The sequence below is a fragment of the Aureimonas psammosilenae genome, assembly GCF_009176975.1.
Taxonomy (GTDB): Bacteria; Pseudomonadota; Alphaproteobacteria; order Rhizobiales; family Rhizobiaceae; genus Plantimonas; species Plantimonas psammosilenae.
The window spans coordinates 69285-93363 of record NZ_WEZG01000009.1 but is presented as its reverse complement, the minus strand read 5'-3'; the positions used below and the strand labels follow the sequence as shown (position 1 = coordinate 93363).

Here is a 24079-nt window from a genome sequence, read left to right as displayed (position 1 = left end):
TATGTTCCTGTTCTGTTCTGAGGCTAGAGCGAAGTCAATCGAACGTCGTTGAGCGTCCACAGCCCTCGACTGATGGGTATGGGGGTTTGTCGGATGTCGCCGGTTCAGAGACTTGCGGCGTCATCGCTCCATGCTGAGGTGGTGAAGTGCACCCGCCAACTGTTTGATGTCATCTCGCCAGGCCAGCGGCATGAGCCATCGCTCTGGAATGGCAGAGGCGCCGTAAAGGGCGCCGGCGAGTTGCCCAGTGACAGCACCCACCGTGTCCGCGTCGTCGCCAAGGTTGACGGCAAGGACGACAGCGTCCTCGAAGTTTCTCGTGTTGTGAACGCACCAGAGGGCGGCTTCCAAGGTATGGACGACATAGCCGGACGATGAGATCGCCTCACGCGGCTTCTGCCGGTAGCTTCCCGAAAGAACCGCAGCGATCGCTGGATGCAACGAATCTGGCTCGGTGTTTTTGGCGACTGCTCCGACAGGATCCAACTGACCCGAGATGGCGTGCCGAAGGATACGGACGAAGGCGACACAAGCATCGACTGCCTGCCGGGCGCCGTGGGTGGTACGGCTTTGGTCTTCGGCGATGCGGTCGGCGAGATCGTCGTCATGGAGGGCAAAGAGCGCCACCGGCGATATTCGCATCAGCGAGCCGTTGCCAGCTTCCATGTCGTTTGTTGAACCGGCAAACGGGTCGCCATTCCGTTCGAACCTGTCCAACGCCAGTCGGGTTTGAGTTCCGATGTCGAAGCAAGTACCGGTGCAGGAATAAGCGCCGCTTCGCCACCAGGAAACGAAACGGGTCATAAGATCCTGCGGATCGAAGCCTTGGTGCTCCACGAGGCTGCAACCGAGCGCCAACGCCATGGCGGTATCGTCGGTCCAGTCCCCCGCTCCAAGATCGAAGGGACCGCCGCCTCTCATCTCGCCATGATGGCGCTGGGCGTCGCGTTGAGTGAACTCCAACGTCGTGCCGAGTGCATCACCGACGGCGAGCCCCAACAATGCGCCCTTCGCTCGATCGAGAACCGCAGGATCGGGCTTCGTATTGGATGTCGTGGGATCGACCCGGCTTCCGAGACGTCCACGTCCATTCTGTCCGTCATCCCCTTCCCGACCGCTGTTCATTTTCTTCCCCCGTTGCGCAACGTCGTTTCAACTCGTCGGCACCGGTCGCTTGGTCACCGTACCGATGCTCTCATCCTCAGCCGCCGCTAGCCATGGCGCGTCGGTTCCGCAATGCCTGCGAATGCAGAACCGTAATCACACCCATCGCCTCATCGACTGGAAGGGTCAGGCGATTGTAGGCGAGGACGTCGAAGACGACAGCCCGCCCCTGGAACTCAGTGTGTCGCTGGCCGTAGGCTTCCGGTCCATCGACAACGACAAAACGGAAGGCGTATTCGACCGACGTCGTGGTCAGCGGATCGGTGCCGGCCACACGCAGAATGAAACGGTTGGCATCGATCGCTTCGAAGGACGGATGGAAGAAGGTGTCGAAAGCACCGACGAGTTCGCCGAGCGTGATACCGAGATCCGTCAACAGCACGCCGACGACGAGCTTCCGCGTCTTCAGATCTGCCGGGGTCATGCCGTTCGTCAGCATCCCGGCCGAAGCGATAACCGGTTGAGAGGGCGCCGGCGTCGTTCCGTCTCGTTCAGCAATGCGTTGGCGGAGCGTGGCGATGCGCTCCTGCGGCGTTGGTCCGAAGACCTGTTTGCCGACGGCCATGCCGAAGACAACAACGCCAGCGATCGACAATGCGGCTCTGCGGGACAGAGCGCCCGTCGGCTGCGATTTCTGACTTGTCTCCCGTTTCGCATTCACACGCGGAATGATGGAATTGTCCGGCGGCATAACGACTGGCGCGGACGGCGGAAGAGGGAACTGCGGCTCGAGTGGCTCAGTCATTGAGGACACTCCGATACGCGGCGGGTATGGGTCCGGTGCAGCGATGAAGGGTTTGACGGGAGCCGTCCCTCAGCTCGACGGTCAAGCGGTTGGCATCTTCGAGCGTCAAACGTGCCAGCGTGTCGAGTTCCTCGCCTTCCTTCGCGCAGGCCAGCGCCAGGATCCAAGTCGAACCGATGGGACTCGCCGCCGTGATCCGGCATTCCATTTCGTATTGAAGGAAGCGCATCCGGCTGACGATCGTGTTGATGTAGAAGTCCTCGGCATTTTCGCAGTCCGCAGCCGAGGCACCCCAAGCGCCGACGAAGGAGGGCTTCACCTTTGGCAGGCCGCTGGTACCGCTCGACGTTTCATAGGTCCCGGGTTGCAGCTTACCGATACCGCTCGGTGCGCTTTGCGCATGGGCTGGAAGATCGGCCATAGCGGTGCCGATGACGAACAAGCCGGCGGCGGTCAGCGCAAGGCAGCGCTGCAAAAGTCGTAAGCTATGTTCAGCCATGGGGATCTCCAATTCGTCAAATGATGTGAAGATGTCAGAGGGAGGGTGGCACGACCGGCTACAATGGTTCCGGCCGACAGTTACGGATGGCGATCGAAGCGGCATTGCCTACCGGCCGGCGTGAAAACGGCGCCCAGACCGGCCACGAACGGCGGCAGGGGGCTGCAAGCTAGTCGGCGGCCTACCGCGAACTCCGCGACTGCTTGCGTTTGAGCGTCGAGCGGCCCTTTCGTCTATTCATCACGGACAAAACGCGAATGCCGCTATGTGTCGCCTGGGGTAACGCTTGGATCCGAGGAAGTCGGATCGACCGCCCAGTTGCGGAAACCAAGCCTGCGGTTGTCAGGATCGCCTTTGGGGATTTCTGCCGTGCCGGACCATGTCTGGCCGTTTCCGTCCCGAGCGGCGACTTGCCATGTGCTCACGAAGTCGCCGTCGACGAAGACGCTGTGATCGTCGATCAGGTGACCACGATCATTGGCAAGGTGCGTGATAATGACCGCACGGGGCTTCATTACCGTCTCTTCGTCGAAGCTGAGCGTCCAGCCGGATCGCGTGGCGGTGATGTCCCAAAGTTCTCCGCCCGTGGTGTTGACGAGGTAGAGGGGACGAAGGCCTCGTTCCGAGTAGGAACCAAGATGCAAGGCGAGTGGGGTCGGCAGATTGGGCGGGGCAGATATTTCCGTGTCCCAACGGGGCGGCTCGTTCCAAGCGGTAGAGGACGGCACGTCGGGATAAAGCGAAGCGAGTGGTTTGCCCGTTTCGTGCATGTCGCGCGTGCCGATCAGAAGCCGAGCACGATGCGTCTTACAGAGCGCGACCGCTGCCTCCAGAGCTGGACGCTCGGGCGATGGGTCGAGGGCGGGGTTCTCGATCTCGATGAAGGTCGCGATCACCTCGTGGTCCGTTGGAGAGATTATCGCCGCGACTGCGGATCGTTGATGAGCAAGGCTCGCTTCGGCCCGTTCGCCGCAGCCGTTGAGATCCCGTAGATAAACGACGAAGCGCTTGGACCTCTCCCAGGCCCGGCGTTCGATTTCGGCCGGATCGTCGATCATGCGGACGATGGGCGTAGTGAAGTCGAACGATAGCTGAAAGCGGCCACGGGGACCGATTGCCTTGGTGGTGGCGATCAGAAGGACGGCATCCGCTTGCGTTGCCAGCCGTCGAGCCTGCCCGAAGGCCGGCCGCGATTTACCCTCTCCTTCCACCTCCGTGAACTCGCCGATCAGCGTTCCTTGTTTCTCCGCCAGCCATTCGGCGACCGAGTGGCGCTGTATCGCAAGTTCGCCGGCCGTAAGGGTGGGATCAGTGTTCTGGCGGAAGTAGGCAACGACCTTCATGGGGAGCGTCAAATCTCGAACGGGACGGCAGGACTAAGCGTGGCCTTCGAACCGGAGAGGATCTTTGGTCGCCGTTTGCGCCGCCGTTCCGTTCGGTCCGATGAGGTATTCAAACGAGGTCCGTTTGAATTTACACCCGTGCGGAGATCGACAGAGCGGTGTTACCGGAATGCCGCACTTGTCTTGGTCCGCGTGTTGCCGACGGCGTAGAGCCGACGAGATCCAAGGGCGGCTTCCAGTCGATCGCGATGCCGCTTCCAGACCGCACCGGACTTTTGGTCTTCGTCGAAACCGAAAATAACCAGCCGTGGCAGCAGATCGAGGGTGAGCGCCTCGCCCTCGGCAACCCGTTGAACCAGCGGATCAAGCGGCGGTGGAGTGGCAGACGCGAGATCGTTGATACCGTCCTGCTGGACCTCATGACGAAGCATGGCAAGCTCAACCAGTGCGCGGCAAACGGCGCCATACTCGGTGAGAAGCCGCTTCTCGTGACGGCGCAGCGTCGCCTCGTAGCGCTCAATCTGTTCGAGAACCGGCGGGGTCTTGTTGGAAGCGGCACGCAGCTCCTTGTTGGCGAAGTGCTTCGCTTCGTGAAACACCAACTGGATGGCACCATCCCGCTCTTCCAGCGTCGCGACGTCGAGACGGTCCAGCCGCGGCGGCGAGGACGGTGTCCCCGACGAAGCTGACGATGACGCTTCGGGCGAGAGGCCGTTGTATTCGCTCACCTCCGTATCCATTGCCGTCGATGGAACGGTGGCCTCACTGTCGGCGACCTCAATGGCTGCGCTGATCTCAGCCCGCTTTTCGGCCGGATCATTCCATCCGCTCGGTTGCGGAGGAATAACGGCGGGCACCGAGCGAGATGCTGGCGAAGCCGCGGCTGCTGATGGCTCCTTTACCGACTCGCCTTCTAGAACGATTTCAGTGTTGACGACATGCGGGCTGTTCTTCAGCAAGGCATGAAGACCGATCTTTTCTGGCCCCGCCAGACTGGCAGCGGCCCGGAGCATGTCGGCAAGCGTTTGCGTGCCCTCGTAGCGCGTCCAGATCGCCTTGATGGGATCGAGCGAGAACGTGCCGTCGTCATTGAGCGCGGCATAGGCCTGAGCGGAGCGCTGCAGATACTTCACGTGAGTCTTCGGTGCGATGCGGCCATTCGCGAACTCGGCTAGAAAGATCGAGGCGCCACGATGATAGACCGCCAGTGCATCCCGCCGCACGGCCAGGACGAGATCGGGATGCAGGAGAATGTCGCGCAGCCAAAGACCGTCCGGCGCGTGAGCCAGACGGCGCAGCTCCTCCGTAAATTCCAGCGAGAAGCCGCGGCCGGCGACCGGTACCAACGTAGATGGGGATGGAGCTGTCACGAACGGATCTCAGGGCGGAATGAGAGAAGGACGGATTGATGCCAGCCAGTACAGGTTGATTGTCCGAATGACCGAAGTTGGTCTCCGTAGACGGACACGTTGGTTCGCAGACGGGCAGCGAGTTCGGTGGAGATCGTCGTGAGAGCGACGCCGGCCCTTCTCATGCGGCGAGTCCTTCCCCGACCGACCACCATTCACCGTCCTGGCGGAGGCGAACATTGGCGAAGAGCTCGGGAAACCGTTTGGGCTGGAAGGTATGAACCGGCACGAGAACCTTCGGCGCGATGGCGGCAGCGAGGCGTTGCAGGTCACCGATTGAGGCATGACCTGAGGTGTGGATCGAGAGCAGCGGAATGGCGCGCTGAACCAATTCTGCTTTCAACGCCTCGCCGCGAGGCTGCGTCAGATACCCATCCCACTGCGACCAGATGCAGGCAGCGCCGCTCAGGCAGTCGGCGCGATCAAGATCGCGCAGCATCGCAGGGCGAAACAGAAACGCCGCTTTCGAACCGAGTGTCTTCAGATCCTCGCCGAAGATACGGTTCGCCTTATGCCGTTCTAGAAGATCGAAGCGTTCGGTCTGCTTGATGCGCACGCGCTGGTACTGCGGCACATAGAGGGCGACGTTCGGCCAGTCCGATTGCGGAATATTGGCGTTGCCGGTCGCTCTCAGAATCTCGGCGGCATAGAGGTCGATGACGAGGGTCCGGCCCGTGCGTTTGGCTGCTCGGTAGATCGAGACCATTCGGTCGATGTTCTGTGCGGAGGCCGCAACCAGCACCATGCCGGCCGTATTGCGAAATGCCTCGACGAAATCGGCTTCCACCTCCGTTTCCGTTGGAAAGCGCTTGTTCGGGTCCAGTCGGCCGAGCGTCGAGCCTTCCATCAGCATGACGTCGATGTTGACCGGCGGCTTGGCGATCATCCGGTCGAAGAGAGCGGCCTTACGGCCATGGGCACGCAGGTCACCGGAGTAGAAGAGCCGCTGGCCGTCGGCCTCCACCAAGATCGCGTAGGCATCGTATCCAGAATGGTCGACCAATTGCGGCGTGACGCGAAACGGACCGAACTCTAACGGAACGCCGGAGGAGAACTCTACGGCCTTTACCGGCACCCAAGACTTCGGCACGAACGGTGCAGCTGCCTGAAGGATGCGGTGTGTTGCGGCACCGAGAGCGATCGGCAGATCGGGGCCGGCGAGATGCGCCAGCCCCCAATGATCGAGATGGCCGTGGCTGAGGACGAGTCCGAGAAGATCGCCTCCGCCCCTTAGACCGTCAATCGCCGGATGGGCAGCAACGTCGTCCGGATCGCCATCCAGTGGAAGGCCTAGATCGAGCAGCAGCCGCGAGCCGTTCGCTGCTCTGACCTCAACGCACGTCCCGCCGATCTCCCGCGTGCCTCGGTGAATGCGGATATACATACGTACAGGGCACTCGACAAAATAGGACGGGAAAACCGTTTGGGGGAACGGCACGACGCTAACATGTCGAAGATATTCGATGGTTTGATCGGCGGCAAGCTGGTGCGTCATCGTCATGAATGGACGCGCCCGCGTGGCATGGCACCTACGCCGGTTGAGAGTCGAACGCGGGCTTTCGCAGGAAAGTCTGGCGGTGGATGCTAGCGTCGACCGCGGCTACGTTAGTGGTATCGAGCGCCAGACATTTAATCCAACAATCGAGATCCTCGACCGGCTTGCGAAGGCGATGGCCGTCGACATCGCTGACTTTTTTGCGCCGCCAGCAGCTCATGAGATTGAACCACTACCGCTGAAGAGCGGACGGAAGCGGCGTTAACGGCAACTGCGCGCCCATTGCGGTCGTCCGAGATAGGCTTGCATTATCTCGAAAGCTGACATGGGGCTGACGTTTCGATACCGATTGGGCATGGTGACGACGATGATCCACCCAAACAAAGTCTGCGCTCAAAGCGCGCTTCGAAGACGTCGTAAATCGTCTGGCGGATCAGCGTTTCGAGGATGTGGCGCCGGCTTCTTTTCGGCGTGCGGTTCTACCGTCGAGCCTGAGGTGCCGTTTCAACCTGCTAAGGGCGGCAAAAAATTGAACTCGCGTCGCACGAGTTCATCGTGCAAAACTGAATATAAGAACTAGACGATTGCAAGCCTGCTACTCGGAAACCCATCCAAAGAACGCATAATCAAACAACATGACGCTTCCCGAGCTTGCGAGCGAGCGTCCGCCTGTGCATTCCGAGTCGCCGGGCGGTTTCCGAGATGTTGAAGTCGGTTTCGGCTAAAACTTCATTGATTCGCTCCCATTCGAGAGTTTTAAGGGAGGTTTTTCGCTCGCTGATCGGCACGTCGGCATCGCCTTCGACCTTGCCGAACGCCGCTTCGATGTCATCCGTATTCGACGGTTTGACCAGATAATGGCACGCGCCAAGCTTGATCGCCTCCACCGCCGTCGCGATGCTAGCAAAGCCCGTCAACACCACGATGAGGGTCGAGGGATCATGGGCATGGAGCGCTTGCACGCAGGCGAGGCCCGAAGCCCCCCCGAGTTTGAGGTCCACCACCGCGTAGCCGATCGGCTCACGGTCGAAAAGGACCGTGAGTTCTTCCAGGCTCTTCACGGCAAGGACGCTATAGCCCCGCCGCTCGAAAGAGCGCTTGAGCGTTGCGGAAAATCTCGGATCGTCCTCGATGACTACGAGAGAGCGTTTTGGGTCCATCATTCCCGCGCCTTTCAGTTCTGATGGGCCGCGAGTGGTAAGGTTAGGGTAACCTCCGCACCGCCTTCCGGCAGGTTGCGGGCAGCCACGTCGCCTTCCAAACGTCGCATGACGTTGGACACGAGAAACAGACCGACGCCATGGCCGGGTCCTTTGTCGGAGGGAGAGGGCTTCCCGAAATTCTCCAGTCGCTTAGGGTCGAACCCCTTGCCGCGATCTCGCACAGACAAAGCGAGCCTGTCTTCCTCACGCCGGATATAGAAACTGACGCCGTCGGTGGAGGCCTCGAACGCATTGTCGAGAAGATTCCAGATCGCCTGCCGAAGGGCGGGATCGGCGACGATCGAGACGCCTTCAGTTCCTTCACGGCGTACGGAAAGGGAAGCGGACGGATGGATTTGGCACCAAGCCGCCGCAACTGCATCCACAAAACCGTCAGCGGGCGTGCTCGCCAGTTCCTGGCCGCGCGGCTGGCCGGCGACGTGAAGGATGTCGGTGACGATCCGCTTGCAACGTCCGACCTCCTCCTGCATCTCCTCGATCTCAGCTGAAAGTTCTAGGTCGTCCTTGAGTTTGGGCATATGCCGCCAATCGCCGAGGATCACGGACAAGGTCGCCAAGGGCGTACCCAACTCGTGCGCCGCGCCTGACGCGAAAAGGCCCATGCGGACGATGTAGTCCTCTTCCACTGCATGTTGGCGAAGATCGGCCAGATAAGCGTCACGTGCGCGCAGGTTGCGGCTGATGCGAGCCGTGAAAAGGAGAAGGAGGACGCCGACTAGGGCAAAGCTCAGCCAGTTGCCAAGCGTCGTCAGGTCGGCCACTTCGGGCATAAGCTCGTAGGGAAATACGAGTGGCAAATGGTTCATGGTCAGAAAGGCGAAACATAGCCCGGCGCATCCCATCAAAACCCAAGCCGATCGCAGGTCGAGCAGGATCGCGCCCAGAACGATCTGCAACACGTAGAGCGAGATGAACGGGTTGTCCGAGCCGCCGCTGAGATACAGCTGGACAGTCAGCGCGCCAACGTCGACTAGAAGGGCAGCAAGTACTCCAGCGCTGCTGATGCTCGGAAGGCGGACGAGGACCATGCTCGCCACGTTGATAAGGGCGAGCATGGCGATGACGGCCACCATCGCGGCGACGGGCAGGGCGACGCCGAGACCCTGATAGACGACAAGGATCGTTCCGAACTGCCCGGCGACGGCAATCCAGCGCAATTGGTTGAGCTGCCGCATGTTTTCTCTCGTCGTGCTTTCGGGCGAGGGACCATCGGCAGGGGGCGCGTGTCGGCGCGTCAGGGCAAGGAGCGGCGTGTCCATGCCCTCGTCATAACAGGCGGGAGCCATCGCCGCAGTCAGGTTTTGCGCTTGGCGCGCAGAACGCTAACCGTTCCGGCAACGGACATCGCCGCAAGCGCGAACCAGGTCACGGCATAAACGAGGTGGTTGTTGCGGAAGGCCACCACGGTCAGCCCGCCGACCGGCAGTCCGCCGGGGTTGGCAGTCGCATCCGCGTCGACGAAGAAGGGCGCCCCCCCTTCGAGAGCGCAAGCATGGCCGATGGCCGCGACATCGCGCGAATACCAGCGGCCGGCTTCCGGATCGTTGGTGCGCAGGAAACCGCCCTTCGGCTCGCTCATCCGCAGGAGGCCGGTGACGCTTACCGGCCCCTCGACATCCCCTTCCCGCCGCGTTGCGGGATCGCGGTGGTCGGAAGGCACAAAACCGCGATTGACGAAGACGATGCCGTCGCTCGTGCGGAGCGGCGTCAGGATCCAGAAGCCGGCGCCGCGCTCCGTCAGCGCCTGAACCGGCGTTTGGCAGCGATGAAGGAACTCGCCATCGAGGCGGACACGGCGATAAGCGTCGTCCCGCTCGTTCACGGCCGACCATCGCGACGGCGGCGGCGGCGGTTCGGCGGCTCCATGGATGCGCGCTTCGACACGCTCGATCAGGTCGAGCTTCCAGGCGCGCCGTTCCACCTGCCAGATGCCGAGGGCGAGAAAGGCGGCGCCGGCCAGAAGCCCCAGAACCGTCAGCGCCGCACGCTTTCCCTTCAAGGCCTACATCGCCCCACTCATCGAGCCGGCGGGCCCCATCGGCATCATGTTGGTGTCGAGATGGTACATGATCCAGATCGAGCCGGCGATGGTGATGGCGACGAGAACGGCGGTGAACAGAAAGGCGAGAAGCGTCCACCCGCCTTCCGAACGGCTGTCGAGATGCAGGAAGCAGGTGGCATGGACCACGATCTGCACCAGGCCGAGGCCGAAGATGGCGAGCGCGATCGACCAGGGGCCGAGCGGCATGCCCCCCATCACCAGGGCAAAGGGCACGGCAGTGAGGAGGACGGACAAGGCGAAGCCGACGAGGTAACCGCGCCGCGAACCGTGGCCGTGCGTGTCGCCATGCGCGTGGAGGGCGGGATCGGTATGGACCTGTGTCATGCTCAACGAACCATTCCGAACAGGTAGACGAAGGAAAAGACGCCGATCCAGATGATGTCGAGGAAGTGCCAGAACATCGACAGGCACATGAGCCGGCGGCGGTTCTCGAGGATCAGTCCGCGCTGCGCGAGCTGGACGAGCATCACGGCGATCCAGATGAGGCCGAAGGCGACATGCGCGCCGTGGGTGCCGACCAGCGTGAAGAAAGCGGACAGAAAAGCGCTGCGCTGCGGCCCCGCCCCTTCCGCGATGAGCGAGGAGAACTCGTAGAGTTCGACGCCGAGAAAGGCGGCGCCGAGAAGGGCGGTGGCGACGAGCCACGCCCTTGTGCCCCCCAAGCGCCCTTCGGTCATGGCCAGCATCGCGAAGCCGTAGGTCAAGGACGATAGAAGGAGCAGCGCGGTGTTGAACGCCACGAGCGGCAGATCGAAGATCTCCTTCGGGGTCGGGCCGCCGGCGTAGCTGTTCGACAGGACGCCGAAGGTGGCGAAAAGCGAGGCGAAGATCAGCGCGTCGCTCATCAGGTAGATCCAGAAGCCAACCATGGTGGCGCCGTTGCCGCCGTGGTCGTGATCTTCCTGTTCCGCCAGGTGCCAGGCGGTCGCGTCGATCGCCGCCGGGGCTTCGTGAACAAGCGTCGACATGTCAGACCTTTCCTGCCGCCAGCAGCGCGGTGCGCTCGCCTTCGATGCGCTCGACCTCGTTCGGCTCGATGAAGAAGTCACGGTTGTAGTTGAAGGTATGGCCGATCGAGACCGCGAAGAGGCCGACGAAGGCGAGCGCGGCGAGCCACCAGATGTACCATACCATGGCGAAGCCGAGCATCAGGGCGAGCACGGAGATCCAGACGCCGGCGCCCGTGTTGCGCGGCATGTGGATCGGCCGATAGCCTTCGAGCGGCCGGGCGTAACCGCGGCTCTTCATGTCGTACCAAGCATCGAGATCGTGAACGACCGGGGTGAAGGCGAAGTTGTAGGCTGGCGGCGGCGAGGACGTGGACCATTCGAGCGTGCGCCCGCCCCACGGATCGCCGGTGCCGTCGCGCAGTTCCTCGCGCCGCACGATGCCCATGACGATGCTCATCACGAAGCCGAGGATGCCGACGAGGATGATGACGGCGCCGATCGCGGCCACCACGAACCAAGGCTGGAGCGAGGGGTCGGCGATGTAGTTCACGCGGCGCGGCACGCCCATCAGGCCGACGATGTAGATCGGTGTCCAGGCGATCCAGTAGCCGATCACCCAGCCCCAGAAGCCGACCTTGCCCCACCAAGGATCGAGGCGGAAGCCGAAGGCCTTCGGGAACCAGTAGTTGATGCCGGCAAGCAGCCCGAACACCACGCCGCCGATGATGACGTTGTGGAAATGTGCGACGAGGAAGAGGGAGTTGTGGAGCACGAAGTCGGCGGGCGGCACGGCCAGAAGCACGCCCGTCATGCCGCCGACCACGAAGGTCAGCATGAAGGCGACCACCCACATCATCGGCAGCTCGTAGCGGATCTGCCCGCGATACATGGTGAAAAGCCAGTTGAAGATCTTCGCGCCCGTCGGGATCGAGATCACCATGGTGGCGATGCCGAAGAAGGAATTCACACTGGCGCCAGAGCCCATCGTGAAGAAATGATGCAGCCAGACGATGTAGGACAGGATGGTGATCACGACGGTGGCGTAGACCATCGACGAATAGCCGAAGAGGCGTTTCCCCGTGAAGGTGGAGGTGATTTCCGAATAAATGCCGAAAACCGGCAGAACCAGGACGTAGACTTCCGGGTGGCCCCAGATCCACACGAGATTCCAGTACATCATCGGGTTGCCGCCGCCGTGGTTGGTGAAGAAGGCGGTTCCGGCATAGCGGTCGAGCATGAGAAGAAAGAAGGCGACGGTCAGTGCCGGGAAGATGGCGATCGCCAGGACGTTCGAGCAGAGCGCCGTCCAGCAGAAGACCGGCATCTTCATCATGGTCATGCCGGGAGCGCGCATCTTGATGACGGTGGCCACCATGTTGACGGCCGAGAGCGTCGTGCCGACGCCCGCGATGAGCAGCGACCAAAGGTAATAGTCGACGCCGGTGTCGGGACTGTAGTCGAGCTCGGCGAGCGGGGCGTAGCTCAGCCAGCCGGTGCGCGCGAACTCGCCGACGAAGAGCGAGATCATCACGAGAACGGCGCCCGCCACCGTCAGCCAGAAGCTCAGGTTGTTTAGAAACGGAAATGCGACGTCGCGTGCACCGAGCTGCAAGGGCATCACGAAGTTGATGATGCCGACCACCAGCGGAATGGCGACGAAGAAGATCATGATCGTGCCGTGGGCGGTGAAAATCTGATCATAATGGTGGGACGGCAGGTAGCCCTCGTTCGCGCCGAAGGCGACGGCCTGCTGGATGCGCATCATGATGGCGTCGGAAAAGCCGCGCAGCAGCATCACGATGCCGAGGATGATGTACATGATGCCGATCTTCTTGTGATCGACGCTCGTCAGCCAGTCCCGCCACAACCATCCCCACAAGCGGAAGTAGGAGACGGCGGCGACGATCGCGAGGCCGAAAAGCGCGACCACGATGAAGGTGACGAGCAGGATCGGCTCGTGGACGGGAAAGGACTCGAAGGTAAGACGACCAAATATCGTCTTGTAGATGCTGGTGTCGTTCATGAATTGCGACCCGATTGGCGGGACCCTCGCGGCGAAGCGGCGGGCGAAAAGGATGAGGCGATGGAAACTACATTCCGCGATTTTGCGGGTTGCCGGGATCGAGCTGGCCGGGCGCCGATTCTGGAGGAGCCGGTTTCGTGACGTTCGGTCCCGATCCCTTGTCTTCCGGCGCCTTCTCGAAGGCGGGCACGGGCTTGGACCCGGTGATCGGCTCGGCTTCGTGCGAAGGCGTCATACCATGGTGGCCGTCATGGCTCATGGTGGCCGCCTCGCAAGGCTTGCCGGGCTCGACGCAGCGGTTCAGCACCTTGTCGAACAGGCCGTCCGAGACCGAGCCGAAGTAAGCTGCCGGCTCCTTTTGGCTCGGGCGCACCATCTCGACATAGCGGGCGGCGTCCAGCGTGCCTTGCGCGTTCTTCACGTCGGCGATCCAGCGGTCGAAGCCGGCCTGATCGAGGCCGCGAAGGCGGAAGCGCATGTGCGAATAGCCGGCGCCCGTATAGTTGCCGGAATAGCCCCAGCTCTCGCCCGGCTGGTTGATCACCGCGTGGAGCATCGAGCGCATCCCGGGCATGGTGTAGATCATGCCGGCGAGGGTCGGCGCGTAGAAAGTGTTCATCTGGCTCGTCGCGGTGAGGGAGAAGCGCACGGGCACGTCCACCGGCAAGGCGAGCTCGTTCACGCTCGCCACGCCGAGGCTCGGGTAAATGAACAGCCATTTCCAGTCCATGGCGACCACCTGGACATCGAGCGGCTCGCTTCCCGCCGGGATCGGACGCCCTGCCGACAAGCGCTCCAGCGGCCGGAAGGGGTCGAGGAGATGGGTGCTCGACCAGGTCAGCGCGCCGAGGCAGATGATGATGAGGAGCGGGCAAGACCAGATCAGCAGTTCGAGCGAAGTGGAATGGTCGAAATGCGGGTCGTAGGTCGCCCCGGCGCCCTTGCGGTAGCGCCAGGCGAAGACGACGATCATCACGAGGACCGGCACGATGATGAGAAGCATCAGGGCCGTGGACACGAGGATCAGGTTGCGCTGCTGCAGCGCGATGTCCCCTGTCGGGAACATCACATCGGTGTTGCAGCCGCCAAGCGCGGCGAGCGTCAGACCGGCGAGAAAACGTGCCGCGCCGCCGGGCGCGCGGGAAAGGAAAGAGCGCATGCTCCGTTGGCTAAACGCGGGGCCCCAGTCCAGACATTGGACATTTTGCCCAATCCCCCGGTCCGTCGCTTTCGCGGCAGGGTGTCACGAGACATCCGTGACACCCGTTCCAAACGGGCTCGAAGTTAAAGGGCGACAGTGAGCTCCATTCATCCCGCGGCGAACTCGACGCCTCTTGAACGCGACGCGCGGCTCCTCAGCGCGCGCGAACACAAGATCTCGCCCGGCGAGATCGCGATCGGCGTCGTGATCGGCCGTACCAGCGAATTCTTCGACTTCTTCGTTTACGCGATCGCGTCGGTTCTGGTGTTTCCTTCGCTGGTCTTCCCTTATGTCGACGCGGCGACCGGCACCCTCTACTCCTTTGCCCTTTTCGCGCTGGCTTTCGTGGCACGCCCGTTCGGGTCGCTCATCTTCATGGCGGTGGACCGGCGCCACGGTCGCGGCACCAAGCTGACTATCGCCCTGTTTCTGCTCGGCGGCTCCACCATGGCGATGGCGTTCCTGCCCGGTTACAGCCAGATCGGCTCGGGCGCAGCCATCCTGCTGGCCCTCTTTCGCATCGGCCAAGGGCTGGCGCTCGGCGGCGTGTGGGACGGTCTGCCCTCGCTTCTGGCGATGAACGCGCCGGCTGAGAAGCGAGGCTGGTACGCCATGATACCCCAGCTCGGCGCACCGCTCGGCCTCATCGTGGCAGCGGGCCTCTTCAGCTTCTTCCTCGTGACGCTTTCACAGGAAGATTTCCTCGATTGGGGATGGCGCTACCCGTTCTTCGTCGCCTTCGCGATCAATGCGGTGGCGCTGTTCGCGCGGCTGCGCCTTGTGGCGACGTTGGAATTCCAGCGCTTGTTCGAATCTGGCGAGCTTCTACCCATTTCGGTCCTTGAGACGCTGCGCGCGCAAGGCCGGACGGTGCTCCTGGGCGCCTTCGTGCCGCTCGCAAGCTCGGCCCTGTTTCACCTCGTCACCGTGTTTCCCTTATCCTTCGTCACCCTGTTCAGGGATGGCTCGCCGGTGCGTTTCCTGGCGATCGAGATGGCGGGGGCCGCCGTCGGCCTTCTGGCCATCATCGCATCCGGGATGCTGGCGGACCGGATCGGGCGGCGCAAGCTCCTCAGCGTTTCGGCAACTTTGATCGGAGCCTTCAGCCTCTTCGCGCCGCGGCTTCTCGCACAGGGTCAGGGCGGCGAGACAATCTACATGATCCTCGGTTTCGCGCTTCTCGGTCTAGCTTTCGGCCAGTCCTCCGGCGCAGTCGCCTCCGCCTTTCCCAAGCGCTTTCGCTATACGGGAGCGGCAATCACATCGGACTTGGCATGGTTGATCGGGGCGGGCTTCGCGCCTTTAGCCGCCTTGTTTCTTTCGACCAATTTTGGCCTTTGGTCGGTTGGCGCCTACCTTTTTTCAGGCGCGGCGTGCACGCTTGTAGCCCTGTTCACCAGTCGAAGGTCGGCGATTAGGAACATTGAAGAGAGTGATGCCTTGAATCCCTAAGCTTGACTTCTCCTCACCGTAGATCGGTCTTGTCGCTAGATATTTGCAAGATTTTTACGCTGGAGGCTTGGGGAATTCATAAGATTACGCACTTACTTCCTGCTGATTGCCGTGGTTTGCAAGGAAGAATGTGTCCTCACGGCTGCAATGGATGTTCGCAAACGGTTCGCTTTCCCCACTAATGCGTCAAAACGGACGGTCCGAAACCGGTCCGGCTTGGAACTCGTCCTTGACTAGCCGGGAGGGCCGACTATTCACTCGACCGGGTCCATGGTGCCGCTCCTCCGCCAAAGTTCGGCTCAACCCGATGATGGCACAACGGCTGAAATTTGTGAGCGGCAACTCACACGCTGTCCTTCCATTAGGTCCAAGGTTCATTCTTCCGCGTTAGATACCGGCGCCATTGTGCTGCGCAGGACGCAGATAGATTTCGCAGATCGCCGACGCCCCGACCTTGGACGCGGTATGGTAGTCCGGATCAGCGTCCATGCTGCCAAATGCGAATTCATGATCCGTCGAGGTCGCCACGTAAGTCTTTTTCCGCGCCTTCTCGTTCAACGCTTTTCAATAATGCTGGCTTAGGATTCCCCCTCATTCCGGGACCTCTCAACCATGCACTCGATGTTCGCCAATTTCACCGCTATCCGCAGCCGCCGGGAAATGGGGGTCAAGGTGACGGTCGCGACGCTCGGCATCGTCGCAGTGACCGATGGCGTTGATGCCTTGGTCAATCTCTACACCCAGCCTGACCGCATCTGGCCATCGTTCATTCAAACGACGCTGATCGCAGCGGCGATGTCGCTGACGTTTCTCGGCTTGCTGGCGCGATCGAATCTGCGGCTCTTTGAACTCAAAGAACGTTTTGAGACGCTTGCCATCACCGATATCCAGACCGGGCTTCTGAACCGACGCGGCTTCTTCGCTTCTCTAGATCGCGCCAAGGCGAGCGGTGCCGACATGACGCTCGGCGTCGTCGACATCGACCATTTCAAGCGGATCAACGACACATATGGCCATCTTGTCGGCGACTACGTCATCGCCGAGGTCGGCCGGTCGTTGCGCGACGGGATGAGTGCACCTCATTTCGTCGGTCGGGTAGGCGGCGAGGAATTCGCGCTCGCGCTGAACGGCATGTCATCTAGCGAAGCTCTACGAGTGGGCGATCGGCTGCGCGTGAAGCTGCAAAACATCGGCGGTTCTACCCTGCCGCAGGGTCTGAAAGTGACGGCCAGCATCGGCCTCGCTCGAATCGGACAGGACGACGTGATGTCGAGCTATGCCCGGGCGGATAAGGCGCTTTACGAAGCGAAGCGCCGTGGCCGCGATCTCACGATCAGTGCCGAACTCGACCTTGGCGATAATGTTGTCGCGCTGCCGTTGCCAGCACGGTCGATCTAGCCGCGAAACATCATGGCCGGTTCGCGTCCTATACATTGCCGATGTGGGAACGCTTGGACAGTAGGAAGGACACGACTGACGGACATCTCCCACCAGCAATGCGCTTCAGCGTCCTGAACGGCTGAGAAAAGTCGTGAGGAAAACGGCAGCTATTCGTGAAGCCGTCGCCAGAGCCGGCCTTCCGCTTTCGGCCCGCAGCAGTAACCGCTCAATGCAATCTGCTGCTATCCGCGTGACGACGCGTTCTCGAGAGCGTGCAGCTTACTGGCGTGGCCATGTTCGCGTAAGCCAGTTCTTCCACGATAGCGAACTGAGGAAACACGTCGGATCTGAACGGCCCAAAGCCGCTGCGACGCTTTGGACTTCGCCATGGACAAGTTCAGCTGCATTCCGCTCGCATGCATCGCCCTGTTTGGAGCGGTCTCTGCCGGACATGCCGGTGGTTTCCAACGCGGCCAAGCCGACACTGATCTCCTGTATGAGTCAGGTAGTTTTGCCAGCCGCTTCGGCCTGTCCTACATCAACCCGGCGCGCGGTTTCGATAAGATCAGTGGCGTCGCTGGCGACTACGGAACCTATACGGGGGACTACGAAGTCCCCTCGGTGGCAGTTAAGTTCGGCGGCGACCGTTTGGCCTGCGTTGCTACTTATGTCCGCGCCTTTGCTGCCGAGGCGGATTATACGGGTTCGCCTGGCGGGGCCCTACCAGCCCCTGCTGCTTCGCCATTTGGATCGCGCAACCAACAAATGGAATTCAACTCTGATGAAGTAGCCGGCACCTGCCGCGGCAGCTACGACGTCGGTCGCCAGCGTTTCAGTCTCCTCGGCGGTCTCTATGCCGAAAACTTCGACTTCTCGGCTTCGAGCTTGACAGTTGTGCCGAGCGCTCGATCTGTCCAAACACCCTTCGGGTTAGCGCCTGTTTACCTGCCGGCCAGCATCGAGGCGAAGGCGAAGGATGGCTTAAGCCCGGGCTTTCGCACAGGCTTCGCCTATGAGATCCCGGACATCGCGCTTCGCGCTCAGGTCCTTTACCGCTCCCAGACCACGCACGTATCGCCCAACGGCTCGGCTTCTGGCGTCCTCGCCGGCTCGCCGTTTATCGTCGCACCCGGCGTCGGCCTCCTCGACGTGCCTGGGCCCTTACCTCTCGGATCATCGCTGCCGATCCCGGAAGCCTTCAACTTGAACGACGTCGTCAGCCCACAAAACCTTGGTCTGAGTTTTCAGTCGGGCATCGCGCCCGGCACGTTGCTTACCGCTTCGTTTCGATGGACGGATTGGAGCACTAACCGCGAGTTCGTTTCGTGGATCGGCGACGCGCCCGGAAGCAGCATGCCGTTTCACTGGCGAGACGGCTACACGGCAAGTCTTGGTTTCGGCCGTGTCCTTGCTGACAACATATCCGTGCTCGCCTCAGTTGGTTTCGACAGCGGTGTGTCTACCGGAGCAGAAACGACTTATACGGACCTTTACACGCTTTCGGGTGGCATATCTTTCAAACAAGGGATTGGCGAAGTGCGTTTCGGTGGCTTGATAGGCTATTGGACAAGCGGCGCACAGACGCTTTCGGACGGCGCATTGTTCGAGGCGACGGTCGGCGACGATCTCGTTTATGCGCTCAACGGTAGCTTGAGATTCGCCTTCTGACATTTTGGCGCCGCTCCGTACCATCCTGTTGCTGACGGCGGCGTACGGCGTAGGAAGGTTTTTAAATGCTCCTGTCTATCGTGCCTGCATCGGAGGCCTTCGATGCAATCGGTTTTGTCTTGCCTAGGAACGTCGCATGACGTGCCGACGCTGCTCGTGGCGGCAACGGTGTGCCTTATCGGCGTATACGGTTCATTCTCCATCGCGCAGCACGCCGGCCGTTCGGAAGGCGCCCTAGGCAGAAGATGGGCCGCCGTCAGTATCCTTGCTGCCGGCAGCACCGCTTGGGCGACGCATATGATCGCTCTCCTTGCGTTTCGGCCGGGGATACAATCAGGCTTTGAGCCGTTTCTAACCACGCTTTCGTTGGTTCTCGTCGTGCTCGGCATCGGCGCAGGAATGGCGATGACGGTCGGTCGGCACGGGCGGGCCAGGCGCTTCGCCGGTGGAGTCGTCATCGGCGTTGGTGTCGCCTTCCTTCATTATGTCGGCCAAGCAGCCTACGTGGTCCGAGGAAAGGTGAGTTGGGATCTTGGTCTCGTCGCATTCTCCATTCTGGTCGGACTGCCATTATTCGGTCTATCCCTGCTTGTCGCTGGCGAACGCAATCGGAAGCTACGGCCCCTCGGTGCGCCGCTTCTTCTTCTGTCGATCGCGGTGCTACATCTTGGCGGCATGACGGCTCTACGGATCGATTTCGATCCTCGCGTGCAACTGCCCCGCATGGCTATTTCTCCTGAGGTCCTCGCCCCGGTCGTCGCGGCGATTTGCTTTGCCCTCTTGGCGGCAGCCGTCGTCGGCCTGCGCTTGACCCTTCACGCGAAAGCAGCTTTGCGCCGAGAGCGTATACGGCTCGGGGAACTCGCCAATCTCGCCTTGGAAGGACTAGCGATATGCGAGGGCAACCGGATCGTGACCGCGAACGACAGCCTCGCCAAGCTTTGTGGACTGCGCCGGGAGGATTTGACAGGGCGGCTTCTTACATCGCTCGTACCGGACGTCGATCCGCTTGAAGTGCCGGAGCACGAGGAGGCCGATGCAGAGATCGTCGCGGCGAGTGGAAAGCGTGCTCCGGTCCGCATCCTTCGCAGCGCGGTGCGCCTCGGCGGACGTCCGCAGACAGTAATAGCGTTCCGTGATCAGCGCGAGCGGCTCCGGAGCGAGGCACGAATCAGGATGCTTGCCTTCTCGGATTCGTTGACTGGGCTCGCCAATCGCCCCTGCTTCCACGACGCTCTGGGCGAGCGGGTCTCGGCGAACCGCGTCTCTCGAACGCCCTTCACTTTGCTTTTGTTTGATCTCGATGGCTTCAAAAGTGTCAACGACGCCTTTGGCCATGCCGGTGGGGACGAAGTGCTCCAAGTCGTCTCTAACCGGGTACGAGAGATCGTAGGGGAACTACACCTCCTATCGCGCCTTGGCGGCGACGAGTTTGCCATCTTAGTCGATGGAAGCGCAGATCCGGTTGAGGCAGCTGCACTTGGCCGGCGCATCATCTCGGCGATCGAGGTGCCAATTAGAATTCAACAACAGGTCGCCCATGTCTCGGCGAGCGTTGGCATCATGCCATCACAGTTGGAACCAATCGACGCGGGTGAAATGCTGACCGCGGCCGATCTTGCGCTTTACGACGCCAAAGAGAACGGTCGGGCACGCGTTCGCCTGTTCACGCCCGAATTGAAACGAGCGGCAAGCCAAAGGAGCAAAACGGCACACGAACTGGACGGCGCCTGGGAAAGCAGTCATTTCGAACTCTACTACCAGCCGCAAGTCGACCTTCTAGATGACAGGGTTGTTGGAGCGGAGGCGTTGATCCGCTGGAACTCTTCACATGCCGGCGTGCTGGCACCTGGAGCGTTTCTACCTGTTCTAGAATCAAGCCATCTAGCGATCCCGGTTGGCAACTGGATCATGGGGAGGGCTTGTCGTCAGGCCGCGGAATGGCGCGGAAACGGCCTTTCGGACTTTCGCATCGGGGTGAACCTGTTTGCGGCGCAACTGCGCATGCCGGACTTCGTGGAGCAGGTCGAGGATGCGCTGCGGCAAAGCGGGCTTGCGCCGGAAGCGCTGGAACTCGAAATCACTGAGAATATCGTTTTGAGCAACGAACGCACCGTATCCGCGCATTTGAAACGCTTGCGACGCATGGGGATCGGGATCGCGTTTGACGATTTTGGCACCGGCTTCGCTTCTCTTACCCTTCTGAAGCAGCTCGACATCACCCGCCTGAAGATCGATCGTTCCTTCGTTCGCGAGATCGAAACCGATCGGAAGGATCAGGCTATCGTTGATGCTGTAGTTCGAATGGCGGAAGGCTGCGATCTGGCGGTGATCGCCGAAGGCATCGAGACGCGGGGGCAGGCCAGTTACCTGCGGGAGCGCGTTGCAGAAGGACAGGGTTACCTATTTGGCAGGCCGCTGACCGCCGGCTCGTTCACGCAAGCGTTCGCGACGTACCAGACAGGCGAGGAACCCGAAGAGCGGAAGGCCTAAAAGGGTCGCCCTATCCTACGGTCCATCGCTCCCTCACCAGCACATCAGCTCCTTCGAAACCTGGCGTAACAAAGCGGCACCCGCCCCTAATTAGCTGAGTGGCACCGTACGGTTGAGCCCATCTCCTTCCTCCTTACCGCTTTTTGCAACCAATCCATCTACGCCGATAAACACTTTCTGTTGCGGCACCCATCATCGAAAGACTGGCAAAGGGTCGTTTGGCGAACGTCTGCTTTTAGGTTCCATGCGTCCAAAAGCGGCCTGTCTGCTTTCGGTCCTTTGTTTCCCGCAGATATACAGGAACCCTATCTTTTTCGAACAAGCCCAGTGTAGGATCTGATCGGCATATTCACTGAGCATTATGCATGCTTTTGCAAATCAGGGCTGCCCGTTTCAGCCGGGCCAGATCCAGATAATCTAAATTAATAGCCCCCGCCTACGTACGGACATCCATCCGTACGGGGTCCACATGATCAACCGCCGCGATCTACTCACGACAGCTACAGCACTCGGCTTCGCCATCTTCGTAACCGCGACCGATGCGAGGGCAGAAGACCCCATCCTCACGTTGACGGGTGCCTTCGGAAAAGCTGATCGCAATGGTGAAGCCCGAAGCACTCTCGCCGATCTCGATGCGCTTCCACAGACGTCGTTCTCAACAACAACACCCTGGCACGAGGGTGTTGTGAAGTTCTCGGGCGTTTCGCTGAAGGATTACCTCGCCGCGTTCGGTGTGAAAGCGCAGGATATCCGATTGATTGCGTTGAATGACTATTCCGTCGACGCCAACGTCAGCGAGCTCACAGGTGGCAACGCTATTTTGGCGACGCGGCAGAACGGTCAGACAATGCCGGTCGAAGACAAAGGGCCGGTTTTTCTGATCTTCCCCTTCGATAGCCGAAATGAGCTTCAGCATCAGACTTATTATAGCCGATCCGTTTGGCAGCTCACCGAGATCGAAATCGTCAAATGAAAGTGCGCTCCAGCGGCGAAGTTTCGGACCGATCTAAGATTGTCCGCAAAGGACTGATCGCACTGACAAGTGTCCTTGCGGTTTTGGCCGTCCTTTGCTCGCTGCTGGCGTCTCGCTATCAACAGGAAATGATTGCTGCGTCACGCTACAACCAAGCTTTCGACTTTTCTCAAGCTTCGGTCGAGTTGCTTCGTTTGCAAATGGCGATTGCGGAAAGCGCTGAAGCAGGCGGTTTGAAAAAGGTCGAATTACGAAGCAGCATCCTCCATAACCGCATCAACGTCGTTCAGCCCAACACGTTGTTGGATGAGGCCGATCGTACCGAGCTTTTTCAACAACTCCGATCGACCCTCGACTCCATCAAGCCGCTAATGACAAACGGCGTCGATCCAGTTGCGATACGAACGGCCATCCAACGACTCGAGCCGTTCGTGACAAGACTTTCGCGTGTTGCTTCTCGCGCGCATGCCGAAAGCGGCGATAAGGTTCTTCAGAACCAGCAAGATCTCGGGAGTGTTCTCGAAAGCATCCGCATCTTGACGATCGCTCTGCTGGTTGTTGGAACGTCGTTGGTTGTCGTCGTACTTCGACAAAACAAGCTCCTGGATAAAGTTGTTCGAACGGACGCGTTGACCGGTTTAGCCAATCGGCGAGCGTTCAATGCAGATCTGGGAAGACTGGTCGATCAAAAGAGATCGCTCGTCGTTGTAGACGTGGACCATTTCAAAGCGATCAATGACAGCCTTGGGCATGATGCGGGAGACCAGCTTCTTTGCATCGTAGCCTCTCGTTTGCGGGACGCGGCGGAAGGAGCCCACGCTCTCGCAAGGATTGGAGGCGACGAGTTTGCGGTTTTATTCGCTGGCAAGGACGCGGAGGAGCAGAGCCTAGCATTCTCGGAGCGAGCTTCCAGTTCTGTCAGGGTTCCCGTCTTTATCAACGGTCGTGAAATCGTTCCTACCGTCACGCAGGGTTTGTGTGTTGCGGGTGAGCCGGATAGCGCCTCGCTATTCAATGACGCTGATATCGCGCTTTACGCAGCAAAGGTTGCCGACCGTGGAACCTTCCTGGTTTTCGAACCCAATATGAAGCTATCGTTCCTTCGCCGCCAAAGGTTGTTGGAGGATATGCGTCAAGCAATCGAAAGGGCGGAGTTCTTTCTTCTCTACCAACCTATCGTCGATCTCGGCGACGGGCGACCACGTGGGTTCGAAGCTCTGCTTCGGTGGCAACACTCCGAGCTTGGGCTTATTTCTCCTGCCGAATTCATACCCATCGCTGAGGAAAGCGGTCTGATCGAGGAGGTAGGCCGTTGGGTTATCGAAGAGGCGTGTCGGCAGGCTGCCTGTTGGCCCGATGAGATTTTCGTTGCAGTCAACGTTTCGGCACGCCAACTGACGGATCGCGGCTTGTCCCGATACATTTCGGAGTGCCTTGAACGCTATGACATATCCCAGGGTCGGCTTGAGATTGAAATTACCGAAAGCACCCTGATCGGAAACGATGAAAGTGTTTTGGGTGTATTGGATGGCTTGCAAGAGCTCGGCTGTCGCATATCACTTGATGACTTCGGTACTGGCTATGCCTCCTTGAGTTATCTTCGCCGCTTTCATTTCAACAAGATCAAGATTGACCAGTCCTTTGTGCGGGAAAATGCAGGAAACACGGAAAGCGTAGCGATCATCTCGATGATCTGCACTCTTGCCGACCAGCTCGGTCTTACCATCGTCGCTGAAGGAATTGAGACGCTGGAGCAGCGTCAGATCGTAAGCGACGCAGGCAGTCATTTAGGCCAGGGCTACCTGTTCGATCGCCCTCTATCCGGGCAGATCGCAACGGATATGGTGAGAAGCACCGCGCTTACGGTTAGCGCCACAGCTTTGACCCCTCAGGACGGACCGACAGTCAGGTTTTCCGAGCAGGCCGATTGCTGATGCATGAGTCTCCGTGTTGAGCCGCGGAGCAGAAGATGGCGGCCAAGCGGTATAAACTGATCGAT

The 24079-nt window shown here is 60.5% G+C and carries 21 protein-coding genes; 7 read left to right on the top strand and 14 right to left on the bottom strand.

Annotated features, from left to right (window positions below; all coding sequences use genetic code 11):
• Positions 1 to 120 precede the first annotated feature (120 nt).
• The 6 genes from F9929_RS16025 to F9929_RS16000 form a co-directional block, all read right to left on the bottom strand.
• Positions 121 to 1125 (bottom strand): ADP-ribosylglycohydrolase family protein, encoded by a 1005-nt coding sequence (locus F9929_RS16025; protein WP_152047595.1) that lies wholly within the window; start codon positions 1123 to 1125, stop codon positions 121 to 123.
• 76 nt (positions 1126 to 1201) lie between these two features.
• Positions 1202 to 1909 (bottom strand): hypothetical protein, encoded by a 708-nt coding sequence (locus F9929_RS16020; protein ID WP_152047594.1) that lies wholly within the window; start codon positions 1907 to 1909, stop codon positions 1202 to 1204.
• Entirely contained in the window at positions 1902 to 2408 is a 507-nt protein-coding gene (locus F9929_RS16015; protein ID WP_152047593.1) for a hypothetical protein, read from the bottom strand. Before F9929_RS16015 ends, F9929_RS16020 begins: the two co-directional genes overlap by 8 nt.
• 263 nt (positions 2409 to 2671) lie before the next feature.
• On the bottom strand, positions 2672 to 3751 hold the full coding sequence (locus F9929_RS16010; protein ID WP_152047592.1) for a recombinase family protein: 1080 nt from the start codon (positions 3749 to 3751) through the stop codon (positions 2672 to 2674).
• Positions 3752 to 3912: 161 nt separating this feature from the next.
• Positions 3913 to 5097, bottom strand: a complete 1185-nt coding sequence (locus F9929_RS16005; RefSeq protein WP_152047591.1) for a hypothetical protein — start codon at positions 5095 to 5097, stop codon at positions 3913 to 3915.
• Between the two features lie 184 nt (positions 5098 to 5281).
• Positions 5282 to 6544, bottom strand: a complete 1263-nt coding sequence (locus F9929_RS16000) for an MBL fold metallo-hydrolase (RefSeq protein ID WP_152047685.1) — start codon at positions 6542 to 6544, stop codon at positions 5282 to 5284.
• Between the two features lie 115 nt (positions 6545 to 6659).
• On the opposite strand from F9929_RS16000, the gene F9929_RS15995 reads away from it, so the two are divergent.
• Entirely contained in the window at positions 6660 to 6920 is a 261-nt protein-coding gene (locus F9929_RS15995) for a helix-turn-helix domain-containing protein (protein WP_152047590.1), read from the top strand.
• Positions 6921 to 7281: 361 nt separating this feature from the next.
• On the opposite strand, the gene F9929_RS15990 is transcribed toward F9929_RS15995, so the two are convergent.
• The 7 genes from F9929_RS15990 to cyoA form a co-directional block, all read right to left on the bottom strand.
• Positions 7282 to 7815, bottom strand: coding sequence for a response regulator transcription factor (locus F9929_RS15990; protein ID WP_152047684.1), 534 nt, complete (start codon positions 7813 to 7815; stop codon positions 7282 to 7284).
• Positions 7816 to 7829: 14 nt separating this feature from the next.
• Complete coding sequence (locus F9929_RS15985; RefSeq protein ID WP_210251354.1) at positions 7830 to 8951, bottom strand: sensor histidine kinase; 1122 nt, start codon at positions 8949 to 8951, stop codon at positions 7830 to 7832.
• A gap of 221 nt (positions 8952 to 9172) precedes the next feature.
• The gene (locus F9929_RS15980) at positions 9173 to 9877 is read right to left on the bottom strand and encodes an SURF1 family protein (RefSeq protein ID WP_235919355.1); all 705 of its coding nucleotides are present in this window, start codon (positions 9875 to 9877) and stop codon (positions 9173 to 9175) included.
• A 3-nt stretch (positions 9878 to 9880) separates the two neighbouring features.
• Complete coding sequence (cyoD, locus tag F9929_RS15975; RefSeq protein WP_152047682.1) at positions 9881 to 10264, bottom strand: cytochrome o ubiquinol oxidase subunit IV; 384 nt, start codon at positions 10262 to 10264, stop codon at positions 9881 to 9883.
• A gap of 2 nt (positions 10265 to 10266) precedes the next feature.
• Positions 10267 to 10908, bottom strand: coding sequence for a cytochrome o ubiquinol oxidase subunit III (gene cyoC, locus F9929_RS15970; protein ID WP_152047588.1), 642 nt, complete (start codon positions 10906 to 10908; stop codon positions 10267 to 10269).
• Position 10909: 1 nt separating this feature from the next.
• Entirely contained in the window at positions 10910 to 12913 is a 2004-nt protein-coding gene (gene cyoB / locus F9929_RS15965) for a cytochrome o ubiquinol oxidase subunit I (protein ID WP_152047587.1), read from the bottom strand.
• Between the two features lie 67 nt (positions 12914 to 12980).
• Positions 12981 to 14072: a ubiquinol oxidase subunit II gene (gene cyoA, locus F9929_RS15960; RefSeq protein ID WP_152047586.1), complete on the bottom strand. Its 1092-nt coding sequence runs from the start codon at positions 14070 to 14072 to the stop codon at positions 12981 to 12983.
• A gap of 147 nt (positions 14073 to 14219) precedes the next feature.
• Between cyoA and F9929_RS15955 the strand changes: the two genes are divergently transcribed.
• On the top strand, positions 14220 to 15566 hold the full coding sequence (locus tag F9929_RS15955) for an MFS transporter (protein ID WP_235919365.1): 1347 nt from the start codon (positions 14220 to 14222) through the stop codon (positions 15564 to 15566).
• Positions 15567 to 15953: 387 nt separating this feature from the next.
• On the opposite strand, the gene F9929_RS24085 is transcribed toward F9929_RS15955, so the two are convergent.
• Entirely contained in the window at positions 15954 to 16124 is a 171-nt protein-coding gene (locus F9929_RS24085) for a hypothetical protein (protein WP_193227798.1), read from the bottom strand.
• A gap of 54 nt (positions 16125 to 16178) precedes the next feature.
• On the opposite strand from F9929_RS24085, the gene F9929_RS15950 reads away from it, so the two are divergent.
• The 5 genes from F9929_RS15950 (at position 16179) to F9929_RS15930 (ending at position 24014) form a co-directional block, all read left to right on the top strand.
• Positions 16179 to 16964, top strand: a complete 786-nt coding sequence (locus F9929_RS15950) for a GGDEF domain-containing protein (RefSeq protein ID WP_152047584.1) — start codon at positions 16179 to 16181, stop codon at positions 16962 to 16964.
• A 369-nt stretch (positions 16965 to 17333) separates the two neighbouring features.
• Positions 17334 to 18614, top strand: a complete 1281-nt coding sequence (locus F9929_RS15945; protein WP_152047583.1) for a long-chain fatty acid transporter — start codon at positions 17334 to 17336, stop codon at positions 18612 to 18614.
• 141 nt (positions 18615 to 18755) lie between these two features.
• Positions 18756 to 21107, top strand: coding sequence for a bifunctional diguanylate cyclase/phosphodiesterase (locus tag F9929_RS15940; RefSeq protein ID WP_193227797.1), 2352 nt, complete (start codon positions 18756 to 18758; stop codon positions 21105 to 21107).
• A 469-nt stretch (positions 21108 to 21576) separates the two neighbouring features.
• The gene (locus F9929_RS15935) at positions 21577 to 22080 is read left to right on the top strand and encodes a molybdopterin-dependent oxidoreductase (RefSeq protein WP_152047581.1); all 504 of its coding nucleotides are present in this window, start codon (positions 21577 to 21579) and stop codon (positions 22078 to 22080) included.
• Positions 22077 to 24014, top strand: a complete 1938-nt coding sequence (locus F9929_RS15930; RefSeq protein WP_152047580.1) for a putative bifunctional diguanylate cyclase/phosphodiesterase — start codon at positions 22077 to 22079, stop codon at positions 24012 to 24014. Before F9929_RS15935 ends, F9929_RS15930 begins: the two co-directional genes overlap by 4 nt.
• Positions 24015 to 24079 lie beyond the last annotated feature (65 nt).